The organism is Exiguobacterium sp. s56, from assembly GCF_018618255.1.
Taxonomy (GTDB): domain Bacteria; phylum Bacillota; class Bacilli; order Exiguobacteriales; family Exiguobacteriaceae; genus Exiguobacterium; species Exiguobacterium chiriqhucha.
Genome location: NZ_JACSLR010000011.1, coordinates 1 through 16,323 on the forward strand (window position 1 = coordinate 1; position 16,323 = coordinate 16,323).

Consider the following 16,323-nt stretch of genomic DNA (forward strand, 5'->3'; position numbering starts at 1 on the left):
TCCTGCGCTCGACTTGCATGTATTAGGCACGCCGCCAGCGTTCGTCCTGAGCCAGGATCAAACTCTCCAAAGAATTTGATATAGCTCTTGAAAATGACGAAGCTTGCGCTTCATTCAAAAATGGTAAAACTTTTTTTGCCTCATCGTTCAGTTTTCAAAGTTCGTCAGTTTAAATGGTGGGCCTAAGTGGACTCGAACCACCGACCTCACGCTTATCAGGCGTGCGCTCTAACCGGCTGAGCTATAGGCCCATAATAAAAATGGTGCACCCTGAGAGATTCGAACTCCCGGCCTTTAGATTCGTAGTCTAACGCTCTATCCAGCTGAGCTAAGGGTGCATATTGGTGCGGTCGAGAGGACTTGAACCTCCACGGTGTTAACCACCACTAGGCCCTCAACCTAGCGCGTCTACCGATTCCGCCACGACCGCAGCGTATTAAGGTGTTACGAGGGATAAAAAATGGTGAGTCATGCAGGGCTCGAACCTGCGACCCTCTGATTAAAAGTCAGATGCTCTACCAACTGAGCTAATGACTCAAATTATAAGCTGGGCCGGAAGGGATCGAACCTTCGCATGTCGGAATCAAAATCCGATGCCTTACCACTTGGCTACGGCCCAACGTAAATGGCGGTCTTGACGGGATTTGAACCCGCGATCTCCTGCGTGACAGGCAGGCATGTTAACCCCTACACCACAAGACCGTTATACGTGCTTAAATTTGAAATGGTGGAGGATGACGGGATCGAACCGCCGACCCCCTGCTTGTAAGGCAGGTGCTCTCCCAGCTGAGCTAATCCTCCGTATGATGGTGACCCGTACGGGATTCGAACCCGTGTTACCGCCGTGAAAGGGCGGTGTCTTAACCGCTTGACCAACGGGCCAGATGTATGTGTTTTCTAAAAAATATGTGGCGGAGACGGAGGGATTCGAACCCTCGCACCGGTTTCCCAGCCTACTCCCTTAGCAGGGGAGCCCCTTATAGCCTCTTGGGTACGTCTCCAAAATAAAATGGCTCCGCAAGTAGGATTTGAACCTACGACCTACCGGTTAACAGCCGGTTGCTCTACCACTGAGCTATTGCGGAACGTTGCTTGAATTTATCGAAGTAACGATTTAAATTGTAACCGCAAACCAGAAACCTGTCAATCACTTTTTTAGAAAAGCTTTAATATTCCATGTCGTCTCTCGGCGACTTCTATAAGATAGCACGGGCAGAAATGACCGTCAACACTTTTTCATAAAAAAACCGAGCAAAATGAAAAACATTTTACTCGGTGCTAGTTCCTTCTTATTTAACGTTTCGGCTCCAACATCGTGAGACTGATCCGTCCCCGATTGGCGTCCACTTGTTCAATCCATACGGTGACGATATCACCGACCGCAACGACATCAAGTGGATGCTTGACGTAGCGATTCGACAATTTCGAAATATGGACGAGTCCATCTTGCTTCACCCCGATGTCCACGAACGCCCCAAAGTCGATGACGTTGCGTACCGTCCCTTGGAACTCCATCCCCACTTGGAGGTCCTCTAAGTTCATTACGTCCGTCCGAAGCAATGGTTTCTGAATGTCTTCGCGCGGGTCTCGTCCCGGCTTCGCGAGCGATTTCAAGATATCTTCGACTGTCGGCAATCCGGCATCCAGTTTCTCACTCAACGCTTTCGCATCGACCGTTTTCAATCGATCACGCAGTTCGGCCGTCCCAACAGCTTGTTTCGAAACACCGAGTTCCTTCAATAGAGAGAGTGTCAGTTTATAGCTCTCTGGATGAATCTCCGTCTGGTCGAGTACGTCGCTCCCGTTCGTAATTCGTAAAAAGCCGGCTGCTTGTTCATACGCCTTCGCTCCAAGACGCGGCACTTTCTTGATTTCTTTGCGTGTATCAAAGCGGCCGAACTCATCCCGATACGCGACAATATTTTTAGCCGTCGTCTTATTCAACCCAGATACATATGTGAGCAGAGACTCCGAAGCCCGGTTCACATCGACACCGACCATGTTGACGACACTCTCGACGACGAACTCGAGTGAAGCTTTCAACTTGTTCTGGCTCACATCATGCTGATACTGTCCGACGCCGACAGACTGCGGGTCGACTTTGACGAGTTCCGCCATCGCATCTTGAATGCGTCGAGCGATTGAGACAGCCGAACGTTCTTCTACTTTTAATTCCGGGAATTCAGACCGGGCAATCTCTGAAGCCGAATAGACACTCGCTCCCGCTTCGTTGACGATGGCATAGGCTATCTCGCGTTCCGCCTTCTTCAGCCAGGTCGATACGAACTGCTCCGTCTCACGGGAGGCGGTCCCATTCCCAATGACGATGACCGAGATTGGATAACGCTTCACAAGCGACGTCAACACTTTCTCTGAACCGGCGACATCATGTTTCGGTGCCGTCGGATAGAAGACACCGACCTCTTCGACTTTTCCAATTTCATTGACGACAGCCCATTTACAACCCGTGCGATAGGCTGGGTCAATCCCTAGGACGACGACCTCACGAAGCGGTGGTTGCATGTAGAGCTGTTTCAAGTTTTTTGAGAACACATCGATTGCCTGTTCTTCAGCCGTCTCGGTCAACTCACTCCGGACTTCGCGTTCGATGGCCGGGAACACCGACTTCTTGAAGGCATCCTTCACGGCGAGCGTAACGAGTTCGCGTTTCTCCGTCGGCAAGCGGTCAAACTTACCGAGCGCTTGTCGCATGAAACCCGTCTCATCGAAGACGACCTTCACTTGCAACACATCAGTGCGCTCTCCACGGTTCAAGGCGAGGATTCGGTGTGGGACGATTCCTGCGATTTTCTCTTCATATTCATAATACTGGGCGAACACTTCTTTCTCATCTTCCGCCTGTTTTTTCTTCTGTGAACGAAGAAGCGCCTCTTTCCGGACTCGTGTACGGAGTGATTGTCGAAGCGTCGCCACTTCGCCCCACTCCTCCCCGATAATCGATTGGACGAACGGAAGTGCTTCTTCAAGCGAGAGGTCCCCCGCTAACGACTGTGCTTCGGTCACCGAATATGGCGTTGGTTGACGATACCAGTCAGCGAGCGGTTGGAGCCCTTTCTCCCGTCCTTGCTCGGCTTTCGTCCGTCGCTTCGGACGATAAGGAAGGTAGATGTCATCGACTTGTTGCAGGCTCGTCGCAGCTTCAAGCGCACGGGTCAACTCTGGTGTCGCCTTCTCGAGTTCCTCGAGTTTGGTGAGGACGTCCGTCTTACGTTTGTGCAAACTCTCTTCATATTGTAAGGCATCGAGAATGGCTTTGATTTCCACTTCATCGAGATTACCGGTCATTTCTTTACGGTACCGGGCCATGAACGGAATCGTCGCTCCGTCCGCGGCGAGTTGTTGCACCGTCTCGACTTGACTCGTCTTCAACTTCAAATCTTTTGCGATTTTCGTAATCAATCGAATCACTTCCTTTTCTCTTCTCTCTTGAAGTGTAGCAAACTCACGCGTGGACGACAAAAAACGATGACCGTTTAGTCATCGTTTGAGAATACTTCATTGAGCGGGACTTTGATGGCCTCGCGTAATTTTTCGAGCGCACGACGCTGTAAGCGCGATACGTGCATCTGTGAAATCCCAAGGAGCTCACCCGTCTCTTTTTGGCTCATGTTTTTATAATAAGCACATTCCAGAATCGCCTGTTCCCGTTCATTCAACACGCTGAACGCTTTTTCAAGGATGAGGCGCTGGTCAACCGATTCGTAACCACGTTCTTGACTCCCGACGAGGTCGAGGAGCGTGACGGTCGAACCTTCGTTGTCCGCTTCGATTGAGCTGTCGACGGAAAGGGCTTGGTAGCTCTTACCCATCTCGAGCGTTTCGAGAATCTCTTCATCTGAAACACCGAGGTGATCAGCAATCTCATCGATGCGCGGTGAACGTTGCAGTTCGGTAGTCAATTCTTCGACCGTCTTCTTAATTTTCGGCCCAAGCTCTTTAATCCGGCGCGGAACGTGGACGCTCCACGTCTTGTCACGGATGAAACGCTTGATTTCACCGATAATCGTCGGAACGGCAAACGACTCGAAACTGCGTCCAAACTCAGGGTCGAAACGACGAAGGGCAGCGAGAAGTCCGATCATGCCGACTTGAACGAGGTCGTCATGAATGGCCCGGCCTCGCGAAAACTTTCGTGCAAGCGCCTCAACGAGGTCCGAGTATCGGTTGATGAGGAGCATTTGGACTTCTTCGTTTTGATCGTCCTGTTGATAACGCTCGATCCACTCTAATACTTCATCATCACTGTGATGGCGTTGTTGAGATTTTGCTGGCACTCTGATCCACCTCGTCCCTGTTAAGGAGTTTCGTCATCGTCACCTTGACACCATTGTCCTTGTTGATCGAGACGTCATCCATTAAGGCTTCAATGAGGAAAAGACCGAGTCCTCCTTCGTGAAGCGATTCGATTTCAGCCGTCTCTTCGACTGGCGCCGCTTGGCGTTTCACGTCGTCGGCAAATGTTTTGCCCGAGTCCTCGATCGTCATTTCGAGACGATCTTGATGAACGCCACACGTAAGCTTCACTTCACCTTCTTGATCTTCATAGGCATGTTGAACAGCATTGCCACAGGCTTCCGAGACCGCGATTTTAATATCCTCGATCTCGTCGTACGTATATCCCATACGGTTAGCGATTCCTGAGACGACTAAACGGACCACACCGACATACTCCGGTTTGGCCGGGAACGTCATCACCGTCTGTTCGATGTTACTCATTGCGTGCCACCTCTTACGTTTGTATTGATCGAGAGCAACTTGTGCAGTCCTGTCAATTCAAAGAGACGGTTGACGCGGTCGGTGACGCCGACGAGCGACAACTCTTTCTCGTTACGTTTGGCTATTTTAAGGGCACCGACAAATACGCCAAGACCAGTTGAATCCATATAATCCACTTCATCCAAATGAACGGTAACATCCTGCTCCGTAATAGCCGGGTGCAAGACTTCCTTCAATTTTGGTGCGGTATATGTATCCACTTCTCCGGATACGTAAAGGTGTAATTGTTCTCCAATGACTTGCTCGCGAATCGCTAAATCCATCGTATATTCCCTCCTAATGTGCGTACAGAAAAATTGAGTACGATTAAACTAAATTCCCGTTTTACAGAATTCTAAACTATTTTTTGAAGAATTTTTTGAAAAAAAACCGATACCCATGTATCGGTTTCTTTATATGTAAGCTAGAGAGGGATTAATCCCAAACTAATCTCTAGCGCTCGGTCAACTTTGTGCATCGTTTCATCATCGAGATGAGTGACTTTATCTGTCAGACGACGCTTATCAATCGTTCGAATCTGTTCAAGCAAAATCACGGAATCTCGTTCGAGACCATGTTTGACTTGATACACCTCTACATGAGTCGGCAGTTTTGCTTTCTGGATCTGAGCCGTAATCGCAGCGACAATGACGGTCGGGCTAAAGCGATTGCCGATATCGTTTTGAATGACGAGAACCGGACGAACTCCACCTTGCTCTGAACCGACTACGGGCGACAGATTCGCATAAAACACGTCACCACGCTTTACGATCACTCCGCTCACACCCCGCTTACTTGACGTAAGAGAGCATGTTCGGCTTCCGTCTCAATCATCAGCATCTCTTCTGCCATATTCAAATTAAACGCGGCCATCTCTTGATAGCCTCTCGCCAATTCTTCGCGCAGTGTTTGTTGTCGATCAGCAATTTCTTTGGACAAGTACGTCACTACATCGTTCAATGACAATGATTCACGATCTTTCATCGAAATCGGACCCACATGTTGCGAGAACCGATCTGGAACGGACGCTAAAGCACCCGCAGTTCGCTGTTTCAACATCTTACACCTCCAGAATCGTTTCAATGACTGGCGGAAATCTTCCCGCGTTCTTTACCAATATAACACGCGAGTTTGGGAAAATATAGAGGATTCCCGAAAGAATTCAGATAATTTCACACGTTTTCAGCTTTACACATAACGTCGTGGGAGGCGGCTCGTCAATTGACAGACGACCTCGTAGTTAATCGTCTCGAGATGCGTGGCCAGTTCATCAATCGCGACCGGTCCGCCGATGAGCGTGACGACCGTCCCGACCGAAACTGACTCGGGAAGCCTCACCATGAAGCGGTCCATACAGACACGACCGACAATCGGACAACGGTGATCGTTTACGTCGACTTTGAAGCCGCTCGCTTTACGAATCCAGCCGTCGGCATATCCGACCGGCACGGTACCAATCCACTCATCTTCAGTCGTCGTATACGTCGCCCCGTAGCTGATCGTCTGTCCGGCCTCGAGTTGCTTCACTTGCATGAGCTTACTCTTCAACGTGAAGGCTGGACGTAAGAATGAATAGAAGGAAGCCATCTCAGCCGACGGATACAATCCATAGAGCGCGATGCCGACCCGGACCAAGTTATACGGCACATCTTGTCCGGCCATGCGGATCGCTCCGGCCGAGTTTGACGTATGAATGTAGCGGAATTGCGAATGGAGTCCATCTATCAACTGACCGAACCGCTCCTGTTGCTCATAATAAAGCTCACTGTCCGGCTCATCCGCTGTCGCAAAATGCGTATAAATCCCTTCGACGATAAAACGGTCATCTGCCGCTTCTAAAAGGGCATCAAGTTCGGCGCGGGTCCGCAAACCGAGACGACCCATCCCCGTGTCGACTTTCACATGAACGGTGAGTGGACGGTCAGATAGATGTGTGCACGCCTCACGCAACCAGTCGGCCGAAAAGACGGACAACGTCACATCGTGTTCGGCTGCGACGCCCGCAGTTTCTGGGAACTGGGCCTCCATGACGAGAATCGGCGCTTTAATCCCGGCCTCTCGGAGCTCGATGGCTTCTTCAAGCAAGGCCACGCCGAGCATCGTTGCCCCGTTCTCGAGTGCGATTTTCGCGACTTCGACGGCTCCATGTCCGTAAGCGTTCGCTTTGACGACGGCCATGAGCGCTTGCGGGATCCGTTTTTTGATTTCGATTACGTTATGCTTGATCGCCGCCCGATCAATTTCAATCCAACTTGGACGAAACATCGTGATCCCCCTCTTCAATGATGACTTGTGCCACGGCGTATTGCTCGCTGTGGCTGATACTCACATGAATCCGGCCTGAGTAAGGCGCCGTCATATGTGGTCGCCCGGCCTCATCCGGTAAGATTTCGATTTGTTGCCACGACAGGCCCCGGGCAATCCCGGTCCCGACCGCTTTGGCATACGCTTCTTTCGCCGCGAACCGTCCAGCGACGAATTCGATGCGGCGTTGTTCTGGATAGGCGTCGGCGAGCGCCCGCTCAGCTTCGGTCAACAGACGCACGACGAAACGGTCATTCTTGATCGAGCGAGCAATCCGCTCGAGCTCGACGATATCGATTCCGATTCCCACAATCACAGGACACTCGCTCCTTTCCTTTTTCACTCGTTTCCTTATACAATTAAGGAAAGAGGTGATGCTATGTTTAGTCGTACTGAGAATGTTCAAACGTTCGTCCGAGCGTATCCGCTCGTAACGCTGTTCATTGTAATCCAACTGGTCGTGTTTGTCATCGATTCTTTGGTACCTGACCTCCGAATCGTCGCACTCGGTGGGTCGTTCCATCTCGCGCTCGCCCAAGGGGAATGGTACCGTCTCTTGACGGCCAACTTCATCCATTTAGGGCTCGGTCATTTGCTGTTCAACTCGTTCGCTTTGATTATCTTCGGACCTGCCATGGAACGCATGGTCGGCCATATCAAATTCGCCGTGTTCTATATCGTCGCCGGTGTGCTTGCCAACCTGCTCACGTTTTTCACGGTGAGTGAACTGTTTTATCTGCAAGCCGGTGCGTCCGGTGCGATTTTAGCGATTCTTGGCTTCTACGTGTACATCGGTCGGTTCCGCCGAACGCTCATCTATAGACAGGACGCGCGACTCGTCTATATCTTCGTCGCCATCAGCGCCGTGTTCACGCTCATCGGGGCGAACGTATCACTGTGGGGACATGTGTATGGTTTCCTCGCCGGATTTGTGCTCGCAATCCCGCTCTCCCGGTTCGCGGTCCCATACTCGCGCCCGCTCCGCTACGGAAAGTACAAGCCGCGCAAGTATTCGCCCCCAATCATTCATACGGGTGAAGGCAAATGGATTTTCTACGTGATCGTCGGACTGGCCGTGTTCGGTTTGTTCGCCCGCTTCTTATGACAGTAATAAAGAGAGGATTCGCCAAAGCGGCGAATCCTCTCTTTTGTTTAGGCGAGCAAAGTGAGCATGAGCGCCTTTTGCGCGTGTAAGCGATTCTCGGCTTGATCGAACACGACCGACTGCGGACCATCGATGACGTCGGCCGTCACTTCTTCGCCGCGATGGGCCGGGAGGCAGTGTAGGAAAATCGCCTCTGACTTCGCTTGCTGCATGAGCGAAGCATCGACTTGGAACGTCGCAAACTGCGTCAACCGTTCCGCCGCTTCCGCTTCTTGCCCCATGCTCGCGAACACATCCGTGTAAATGACATCCGCACCCGTGACGGCAGCAACCGGGTCTTGCCAAAGCGTGATGCTCCCCCCTGTCGTTGCCGCGAGTTCATTCGCTCGTTCGAAAATCTCGGTCTCGACCGTATATGCTTCTGGCGAGGCGATGCGGATGTGCATCCCACTGAGCGCGCCCCCGATCATGAGCGAGTGGGCCATATTGTTCCCGTCGCCGATGTACGTCAACGTTTTCCCTGTTCTCGTGCCGAACACTTCCTCGACCGTCAACAAGTCGGCGAGTACTTGGCACGGGTGATGGGAATCGGTCAATCCGTTGATAATTGGAATCGAACCTGCCGAAGCGAGCGTCTCGACCGTCGCGTGGGCGTACGTCCGAATCATGAGCGCGTCGACATAGCGGCTCATGACTTGAATCGTATCCGTCAGTGGTTCCCCGCGTCCAATCTGTAAATCACTGCTGCTCAAGAACAACGGATAACCGCCGAGTTCGACGACACCGACCTCGAACGACATCCGGGTGCGGGTCGAGGCCTTCTCGAACAAGAGCGCCACTTTCTTGCCGGCGAGCGCCGACTGGAACGCTTCCGGTTGTCGTTTCACCTCGGCCGCCAGTGCAAGCAAGTCGTCGAGGGCGGACGGCGTCAGCTCCTCGAGTGTCAGTAGATGATTGATCGTTTTCGTCGTCATAATGGTAGTCCCTCTCCTGTCTGCATCGTTTGAAGTGAACGTACCGGCATCGGTTCCGCTCGCATCGCTTGTTGATAGTACTCGGCAAGATATGTCTCTGAGATGACGTGGACGCCGTTTCGGACCGCCGCCTCACGTGCCGCTTGTTCCTCTGGTGCGTTCGAGAATAGGACCGACACGTTTTGGAACTTGGTCGTCTCATCAAGCGGTTGATCACTATATGCCGACCAGCCTTGGCCGGCTACAATCTCAGTCCGATTCATGACGCGCGTCGTCGTCGCGTCGTAACAGAACCGTTCGGACACGTAAGGGGTCATGCTGAATTGGAGTGTCTCCCCGGTCGAGCGCATGACCGGACCGGTGAGCGGGTCGACGCCCGGCAATTTCAAACTCGAGAATACCGGTGTTTTGATGGCATATCCGTTCCATACCGGACGTGCGTCGGGGACGACGGTTGCCAACTCATGGCCGAACGCCGCGAGCGTCGCCCATTCGATGAGCGGTTCGCCGGTCACTTTGCTGACGATCGGGACCGTCCGCGAAGCACGCGGGTTGATTTCGAGCACGTAGATGACGTCGCCTTTCAAGACGAATTGGATATTGAGCGCGCCCCGGTATGTGAGTGCTTGTCCGATCGTTTGAACGATGGCTTCAATCTCGTTTTGTTGCGCGCTCGACGTCTTGACCGGCGGCAGAATCATCGTCGAATCGCCAGAATGGACACCGGCTGCCTCAATCTGTTCGAGCAAGGCCGGGACGTAGACGGTTTTCCCATCGGTGACACAGTCGACTTCGAGCTCACGCCCATCGACATACGCATCGACGAGGAGCGGATAGGTCAAATGCGGTTCGATTTGATGCAATTCCGCCCCGTTCCGGATGATATGCATACCTTTCCCACCGATGACGTAGGAGGGACGGACGACACATGGATAGCTGAGACGATCGATTGCGGACGTCAACTCGTCTGCCGACCCGACCTCTTCACCTGGGATGTGAGCCACCCCGATCTCGTCGAGGAATTGATAGAACCGATCCCGGTCCTCCATTTGATCGATGACGGCTGCCGTCGCCCCGAGCAAATGATAGCCTTTGGCTTCCAGCGCATGGGCGAGTGAGATGCCGGTCTGGCCGCCGAACTGGATCAACACGTCCTGACACCCTTCGGCCTCCAATACGTGGACGACATCTTCAATCGTCAACGGTTCGACGTACAGTTTGTCGGCGACCGTGAAGTCGGTCGACACCGTCTCCGGGTTGTTGTTGATCATAATCGTCTCGATCCCGAGTTTTTGAAGCGCCCAGACGGCATGCACCGAACTGTAATCGAACTCGATGCCTTGCCCGATTCGAATCGGTCCGGACCCGATGACGGCGACTTTCGCCCGCTCGCTCGACACGACTTCAGACGTCCCGTGCCACGTCCCATAAAAGTACGGCGTGCGACTCTCGAACTCGGCGGCACACGTATCGATCATCTGATAAACCGGATGGATGTCGTGTTCAAGCCGCATCGATGCGACCGCGTCGGCCGTGACGTTCATCCGCTTCGCAATCTGCGCGTCGGTGAATCCGAACCGTTTCGCCTGCAACAGGTTCGCTGGCGTGGATAAGTCCTGATGGATTGTCGTCACGATTCGGTCGAACATCATCATGAAGTGCGGGGCGATGCCGGTCAGCGCTTCAAGTTGCGACGTCGTGGCAATCCCGCGGTCGAGTAAGGCGAGACACGCCAGGAGGCGACGATCGGTCGGTGCCGAAATTTCAGCGTATAGCGCGGCGGCATCAGCTGTCGCCATCCAACTCGGATAGAGCGGATACTGCTCGACGCCGGCACCGCGCCATGCTTTCTGAAGCGCCTCTTCGAGCGTTTTGCCCATCGCCATGCTCTCCCCGGTTGCTTTCATCTGCGGCCCGAGCGTCCGGTCCGTCCCATTGAACAAATCGAACGGGAACGTCGGCACTTTCGCCGTCACATAATCGAGGGCCGGTTCGAAGCTCGCCATCGTCCCGTTCGTGACGGGATTGATACAAGCGTCGAGTCGTTCCCCGAGCGCGAGACGGGTCGCAATCTTCGCAATCGGATATCCGGTCGCCTTCGAGGCGAGCGCCGAGCTGCGCGAGACGCGCGGGTTCACTTCGATTACGTAATAGGCGTCTTCTGTCGGATGGACGGCGAACTGGATGTTACACCCGCCGACGACACCGAGCGCCGAGACGATGCGGAACGCGGCGGTCCGCAACGTCTGATGCATCGTATCCGATAACGTCTGGGCCGGGGCGAACACGACCGAATCACCCGTATGCACACCGACCGGGTCGATGTTTTCCATGTTGCAGACGATGATGCACGTCCCGCTCGCGTCACGCATGACCTCATATTCGAACTCTTTATAACCGGCGATGCTCTGCTCGATTAAACATTGCGAGATCGGACTCGCCTCGAGACCACACTTCGCAAGCGTGTAGGCGGCATCAATCGTTTCTGCAATCCCGCCACCGGTACCGCCGAGCGTGAACGCGGGACGGACGATGAGCGGGACGCCTGTCTCGGCGATGAAGCCGTCAAGGGCATCGATCGATTCAATGGTCGTGCTGACCGGAAGCGGCTCCCGGAGTTCGTTCATCTTTTGCTTGAACCGTTCGCGGTCTTCCCCGTCGCGAATCGTCTCAAGCGACGTTCCGAGTAGCTCGATGCCGTATTGATCGAGCACCCCCGCCTCATCCAAGGCGAGCGCCAAGTTGAGGGCGGTCTGTCCGCCGACCGTGGCGAGCAAGTGGGTCGGCCGTTCCGTCTCGATAATCAACTCGGCCTTCTCTAACGTCATCGCCTCGATGTAGGTGTGATTGGCAATACCAGGATCGGTCATAATCGTGGCCGGGTTCGAGTTGAAGAGTACGACTTCACAGCCTGCTTCGCGGAGCGCTTGGCACGCCTGTGTGCCCGAATAGTCAAACTCGGCAGCCTGACCGATGATGATTGGACCTGAACCGATGACGAGTACTTTTTTATGCATAGACGTTCACCCCTTGCTGAATCATTTCGTCAAAGCGGTCAAAGATGGCTTGTGCTTCCTTCGGTCCCGGACTGGCCTCCGGATGGAACTGGGCCGAGAGAATCGGGGCCGTCTTGTGCAACATCCCTTCGACCGACATATCGTTCACGTTCTCAAATAGTAGTTCGAGCGGTGTCGTTTCCAAACTGTCCCGTGTGACGACGTATCCGTGATTTTGCGACGTCATCCACACTTCACCCGTCTGGACGTTTCGGACCGGATGGTTGGATCCGCGATGTCCGTATGTCTGTTTTTCAATCTCACACCCGAACGCGAGCGCGAGCAGTTGATGGCCCATACAAATGCCAAGGGTCGGATACGCCAGTGCCACTTCACGCACATTATCGAGGTAATTGACCAAATCACGCGGGTCTCCCGGACCGTTCGACACGAGAATCCCGGTCGGCGCAAGCGCATGGATTTGGGCGGCCGTCGTATCGAACGGAACGACTGTCACCGTGTACCCTCGCTCGACCATCGCTTGCACCATCGACGCCTTCACACCGAAATCGAGACAGACGATGTGTCCGTTCGTCCCGTCGCCGTGACGCACATGACTTGGCGTCGAAACGGTCTCGGTGATCTGATGAAGATCCCCATCGAACGATACATCTGATGCTGACGTCATCACACCCCACTGATCCCCGTGTTCACGGAGGGCATGGACGAGCGAGCGTGTGTCGACGTTAGACAGTACCGGCACCCCGAACTTCTCCAACCAATCTTTCAAATCGGTCGCCGCCCCGTTTCCGTCCAACGTCTGGACGAGCACACCTGCCACTTGGATGTCCGCGCTCTCGGATGCACCGTCGGTCAACCCGTATTGCCCGATGAGGGGATACGTGAACGCGACGATTTGACCGGCATAAGACGGATCGGTCAATACTTCTTGATAACCGGTCATCCCTGTGAAGAACACGACCTCCCCTTTCGCCGAGCGGGCACTCGTCTCCCACGTCCCGTTGAACTGTTGACCGCTTTGTAACGTCACTGTCCCCGTCATGACACCATCTCCTTTGTAATCACATGTTCCATGATTGCGAGCGCCTCATCCACTTCCGCTTCCGTGAGCAGTAACGACGGCAAGAAACGGATCACGTCCGGCCCTGCCGCGACGACCAAAAGGCCAGCGTCTCGCAACTGTTCGATCCACGCCGCGACCGGTTGCGTCGCCACGATCCCGAGCATCAACCCAAGTCCACGCACCTCGGTGAACGTTTCCCCGTCGACAAATTGTTCCAAGCCCGCTCGTAATCGCGCGCCCATCGCATTGACGTGGACAAGTGCGTCCGCCTCGAACAAGATGTCGAGCGTCGCTTCCGCCGCGGCCATCGCGAGCGGATTGCCGCCGAACGTCGAACCGTGACTGCCAGCCGTGAAGACGTGCTCCGCACCCGCTGCTGTCAAAATCGATCCGACCGGGAACCCACTGCCGAGCCCTTTCGCGAGCGTGACGACGTCCGGTTGAAGCGGTGTCTGTTCGAACGCGAAACGGGTACCTGTGCGGGCAATCCCGGTCTGCACCTCATCAACGACGATTTTGACAGCGTGCTCCGTCGCCTTTGCTTGAAGCGCTTCGAGCCATTCCGCGTTAGCGACGACGACCCCGCCCTCGCCTTGGACGATTTCGAGCCAAACCGCAGCCGTCTCGTCGTCAATCATGTTGAGCGCGTCCATGTCGTTGAACGGTGCATGCACAAAATCGGCCACCATCGGCCCGAACCCGGCTTTGACCTTGTCTTGCCCGGTCGCTCCGAGCATCGCGAACGAGCGACCATGGAACGATTTCGTGAACGTCACGATTTTCGTCTTGTTCGTCCATTTCCGAATCAACTTGAACGCCCCTTCGTTCGCCTCGGTCCCACTGTTACAGAAGAACGCATGCGTCAAATGCGTCCCAGACACGAGTTTCTCGGCGACGCGATCTTGTCCGCTGATGTTGTACAGGTTCGACGTGTGCCATACCTTTTTTAGCTGCGCCTCGAGCGCTTGGCTCACGTACGGATGCCGATGGCCCGTCCCGCAGACGGCGATGCCCATGACGAAGTCGAGATACCGGTTGCCGGCCGTATCGGTGACGTAAGAACCGCTCGCCTGTTCGATTTCAATAAATCGTTGTCCGTATGTCGGTAGTAGTGAATGCATGGTGCACCTCCTGTAGTGTTGTCCCGGGATGATCCGGTTGCTTGCCGTCACGGATGACGGCGACTTCAATCCCTCCTGCTAAAGCGCCTAGGAGCGCCTCGGTCTTCGGAATCATACCTCCATAGATTTGTCCCGAAGCGATGGCCGGTTCGACATCTTCACGCGTGAGCGTTTGACGGAACGTCCCATCGATGCGAATCCCTGGTACGTCAGTGATCATTTCAAAACGGTTGGCTTGAAGCGCGACCGCGACGGCGATCGCACAATCATCTCCGTTACAGTTCAACGTGCCTTCCGGTCCTTGTAACAGGGACGTCACGACCGGCACGTAGCGACTCGCGAGCAACAGCTCGTACAAGTCCGTCTCGACACGGTCGACTTCGCCGACCGCCCCGAGTTCCACCAATTGCGTTCCGGTCAACGTCTGTCCGTCCACACCTGAGAGGCCGACCGCCTTGATGTGATGATGACCGAGGGCAGCGACGATTTCGGTCTGCATCTCCCCCGCGAGCACACGTTCAGCCCCCGTCAACACGTCTGCGGTCGTGACACGACGTCCATCTTGAAACACCGGTTCGATGTGTTGCTGTTCGCAATAGGCGGACAAAGCAGGTCCACCCCCGTGGATGAGTACGAGCTCATGCCCTGCTTCAATCCACTCCCGCCACTCGTTGAAATAGTCCGGATGGAGCGTGTCCCAGACGCTCCCGCCGAGCTTGACGACTTTTCGCTGTCTCATGTCCGGTAACTCGCATTGATTTTGACGTAGTCGTAGGTCAAATCGCAGCCATACGCCTGACCTTGTCCCGTTCCGTCCTGCAATCGGATGTGAATCGGGACGACGTCTTGTCCCATCTCTTCTGTCGCGAGCGCCTCATCGAACCAGACCGGTGCACTTTCTATCAATACATGCTGTGATCCGATGCGGATATCGACGTGATTCACGTCAATCGGTTGCTCCGAGGCACCGATGGCGGCGATGATACGACCCCAGTTCGCATCTTGTCCGTAGACTGCCGTCTTCACGAGCGACGAGCCGACGACTTGTTTCGCAATCATCCGCGCCGCCTCATCTGTCTTCGCTCCGACAACCTCGACCTCAATCAGTTTCGTCGCCCCTTCCCCGTCCCGGGCGATCGCCTTGGCGAGATCCGTGCACACGTCGGTCAACGCTTGGCGGAAGCGATCATAGGCTGGCGTTCCTTCGATGATTTCGTCCATCTCGGTCATCCCACTTGCCAACGCGAGTACCATATCGTTCGTCGAACTGTCCCCGTCGACGGTGATGCTGTTAAACGAGGCGTCCACACTCTGTTTCAGGGCCCGGCGCAAGACGTCGGGCGCAATGACGGCATCAGTCGTGATGAAGCCGAGCATCGTCGCCATGTTCGGATGAATCATCCCCGAGCCTTTGGCCACGCCCGCAATCGTCACGGTAGTGTCGCCTTCGATGTACGCGACGCCCGTACATTTCGTTCCCGTATCGGTCGTCAAAATCGCTTCCGCGAACGACTCCGCCCCAGCTTCTTCCTGGCTCGGTTCAAGTAAATCGATGCCGTTCAAGAGCGTCCCCATCGGCAACAGTTGACCGATGACACCTGTCGAGGCGATTGCCACTTCTTCCGGTTTGACACCGAGATGTTCGGCCGCCTTATCGCGCATCGCATACGCGTCCTCGAGCCCTTGTGGACCGGTGCAGGCGTTGGCGTTCCCACTGTTGATTAAGACGGCGCGAATCTTTCCGCCCGACGCGTGTAGCGTCTCTTTCGTCACTTGAATCGGAGCCGCTTGGAACTGATTCGTCGTATAGACCGCGGCGGCACTCGCCAACTGTTCACAGACGAGCAACGCCAAATCTTTGCGCTTCCGTTTCAGTCCGGCGTGCACCCCGCACGCCTGAAATCCTTTTGGCGTGACGACGTGGACGACAGGGCTCATCGTTGTTTCAATCATCCGTTCTACC

At 54.5% G+C, this 16,323-nt stretch carries 15 protein-coding genes, 10 tRNA genes and 1 rRNA gene; 1 reads left to right on the top strand and 25 read right to left on the bottom strand.

Annotated features, from left to right (window positions below):
- The 19 genes from KNP71_RS10770 to acpS all read right to left on the bottom strand — a co-directional run.
- A 16S ribosomal RNA gene (locus KNP71_RS10770) occupies positions 1–73 on the bottom strand; the annotation flags it as partial.
- Between the two features lie 101 nt (positions 74–174).
- Positions 175–251, bottom strand: a tRNA-Ile gene (locus tag KNP71_RS10775).
- 10 nt (positions 252–261) lie between these two features.
- Positions 262–338, bottom strand: a tRNA-Arg gene (locus KNP71_RS10780).
- A 4-nt stretch (positions 339–342) separates the two neighbouring features.
- Positions 343–430: transfer RNA gene (locus KNP71_RS10785), tRNA-Leu, on the bottom strand.
- A 31-nt stretch (positions 431–461) separates the two neighbouring features.
- Positions 462–537, bottom strand: a tRNA-Lys gene (locus KNP71_RS10790).
- Between the two features lie 10 nt (positions 538–547).
- A tRNA-Gln gene (locus KNP71_RS10795) sits at positions 548–619 on the bottom strand.
- A gap of 7 nt (positions 620–626) precedes the next feature.
- Positions 627–702, bottom strand: a tRNA-Asp gene (locus KNP71_RS10800).
- A gap of 23 nt (positions 703–725) precedes the next feature.
- Positions 726–801, bottom strand: a tRNA-Val gene (locus KNP71_RS10805).
- 6 nt (positions 802–807) lie between these two features.
- Positions 808–882, bottom strand: a tRNA-Glu gene (locus tag KNP71_RS10810).
- Between the two features lie 27 nt (positions 883–909).
- Positions 910–1,001, bottom strand: a tRNA-Ser gene (locus tag KNP71_RS10815).
- Positions 1,002–1,010: 9 nt separating this feature from the next.
- Positions 1,011–1,085, bottom strand: a tRNA-Asn gene (locus tag KNP71_RS10820).
- 208 nt (positions 1,086–1,293) lie between these two features.
- On the bottom strand, positions 1,294–3,420 hold the full coding sequence (locus tag KNP71_RS10825; RefSeq protein ID WP_214830742.1) for a Tex family protein: 2,127 nt from the start codon (positions 3,418–3,420) through the stop codon (positions 1,294–1,296).
- Between the two features lie 74 nt (positions 3,421–3,494).
- The gene (gene sigB / locus KNP71_RS10830; protein ID WP_021068185.1) at positions 3,495–4,295 is read right to left on the bottom strand and encodes an RNA polymerase sigma factor SigB; all 801 of its coding nucleotides are present in this window, start codon (positions 4,293–4,295) and stop codon (positions 3,495–3,497) included.
- Positions 4,261–4,737 carry an anti-sigma B factor RsbW gene (gene rsbW / locus KNP71_RS10835; RefSeq protein WP_021068184.1) on the bottom strand — a complete coding sequence of 159 codons (477 nt, stop codon included), beginning with the start codon at positions 4,735–4,737 and terminating at the stop codon, positions 4,261–4,263. The genes sigB and rsbW overlap by 35 nt, the downstream gene beginning before the upstream one ends.
- Positions 4,734–5,060: an STAS domain-containing protein gene (locus KNP71_RS10840; protein ID WP_021068183.1), complete on the bottom strand. Its 327-nt coding sequence runs from the start codon at positions 5,058–5,060 to the stop codon at positions 4,734–4,736. Before KNP71_RS10840 ends, rsbW begins: the two co-directional genes overlap by 4 nt.
- Before the next feature lie 140 nt (positions 5,061–5,200).
- Positions 5,201–5,551, bottom strand: coding sequence for a type II toxin-antitoxin system PemK/MazF family toxin (locus tag KNP71_RS10845; RefSeq protein WP_029596222.1), 351 nt, complete (start codon positions 5,549–5,551; stop codon positions 5,201–5,203).
- A gap of 5 nt (positions 5,552–5,556) precedes the next feature.
- Entirely contained in the window at positions 5,557–5,835 is a 279-nt protein-coding gene (locus KNP71_RS10850) for a hypothetical protein (RefSeq protein ID WP_021068181.1), read from the bottom strand.
- Between the two features lie 129 nt (positions 5,836–5,964).
- Positions 5,965–7,041, bottom strand: a complete 1,077-nt coding sequence (alr, locus tag KNP71_RS10855; RefSeq protein ID WP_214830698.1) for an alanine racemase — start codon at positions 7,039–7,041, stop codon at positions 5,965–5,967.
- Entirely contained in the window at positions 7,019–7,396 is a 378-nt protein-coding gene (acpS, locus tag KNP71_RS10860) for a holo-ACP synthase (protein ID WP_214830699.1), read from the bottom strand. The genes alr and acpS overlap by 23 nt, the downstream gene beginning before the upstream one ends.
- Before the next feature lie 63 nt (positions 7,397–7,459).
- Here acpS and KNP71_RS10865 point away from each other — a divergent pair, with 63 nt between their 5' ends.
- Complete coding sequence (locus KNP71_RS10865) at positions 7,460–8,185, top strand: rhomboid family intramembrane serine protease (protein WP_214830700.1); 726 nt, start codon at positions 7,460–7,462, stop codon at positions 8,183–8,185.
- A gap of 47 nt (positions 8,186–8,232) precedes the next feature.
- On the opposite strand, the gene argF is transcribed toward KNP71_RS10865, so the two are convergent.
- The 6 genes from argF to argJ are packed head-to-tail and all read right to left on the bottom strand — an operon-like array spanning position 8,233 to position 16,313.
- Positions 8,233–9,159, bottom strand: a complete 927-nt coding sequence (gene argF, locus KNP71_RS10870; protein ID WP_214830701.1) for an ornithine carbamoyltransferase — start codon at positions 9,157–9,159, stop codon at positions 8,233–8,235.
- A complete protein-coding gene (carB, locus tag KNP71_RS10875; protein WP_131471558.1) occupies positions 9,156–12,176 on the bottom strand; it encodes a carbamoyl-phosphate synthase (glutamine-hydrolyzing) large subunit in 3,021 nt (1,006 codons plus the stop codon). The genes argF and carB overlap by 4 nt, the downstream gene beginning before the upstream one ends.
- Positions 12,169–13,218, bottom strand: coding sequence for a carbamoyl phosphate synthase small subunit (locus KNP71_RS10880; RefSeq protein ID WP_131471560.1), 1,050 nt, complete (start codon positions 13,216–13,218; stop codon positions 12,169–12,171). The genes carB and KNP71_RS10880 overlap by 8 nt, the downstream gene beginning before the upstream one ends.
- Entirely contained in the window at positions 13,215–14,360 is a 1,146-nt protein-coding gene (locus KNP71_RS10885) for an aspartate aminotransferase family protein (RefSeq protein ID WP_131471562.1), read from the bottom strand. The genes KNP71_RS10880 and KNP71_RS10885 overlap by 4 nt, the downstream gene beginning before the upstream one ends.
- Entirely contained in the window at positions 14,320–15,099 is a 780-nt protein-coding gene (gene argB, locus KNP71_RS10890; protein ID WP_131471564.1) for an acetylglutamate kinase, read from the bottom strand. Before argB ends, KNP71_RS10885 begins: the two co-directional genes overlap by 41 nt.
- Positions 15,096–16,313, bottom strand: coding sequence for a bifunctional glutamate N-acetyltransferase/amino-acid acetyltransferase ArgJ (argJ, locus tag KNP71_RS10895; protein ID WP_131471566.1), 1,218 nt, complete (start codon positions 16,311–16,313; stop codon positions 15,096–15,098). Before argJ ends, argB begins: the two co-directional genes overlap by 4 nt.
- Positions 16,314–16,323: the final 10 nt, after the last annotated feature.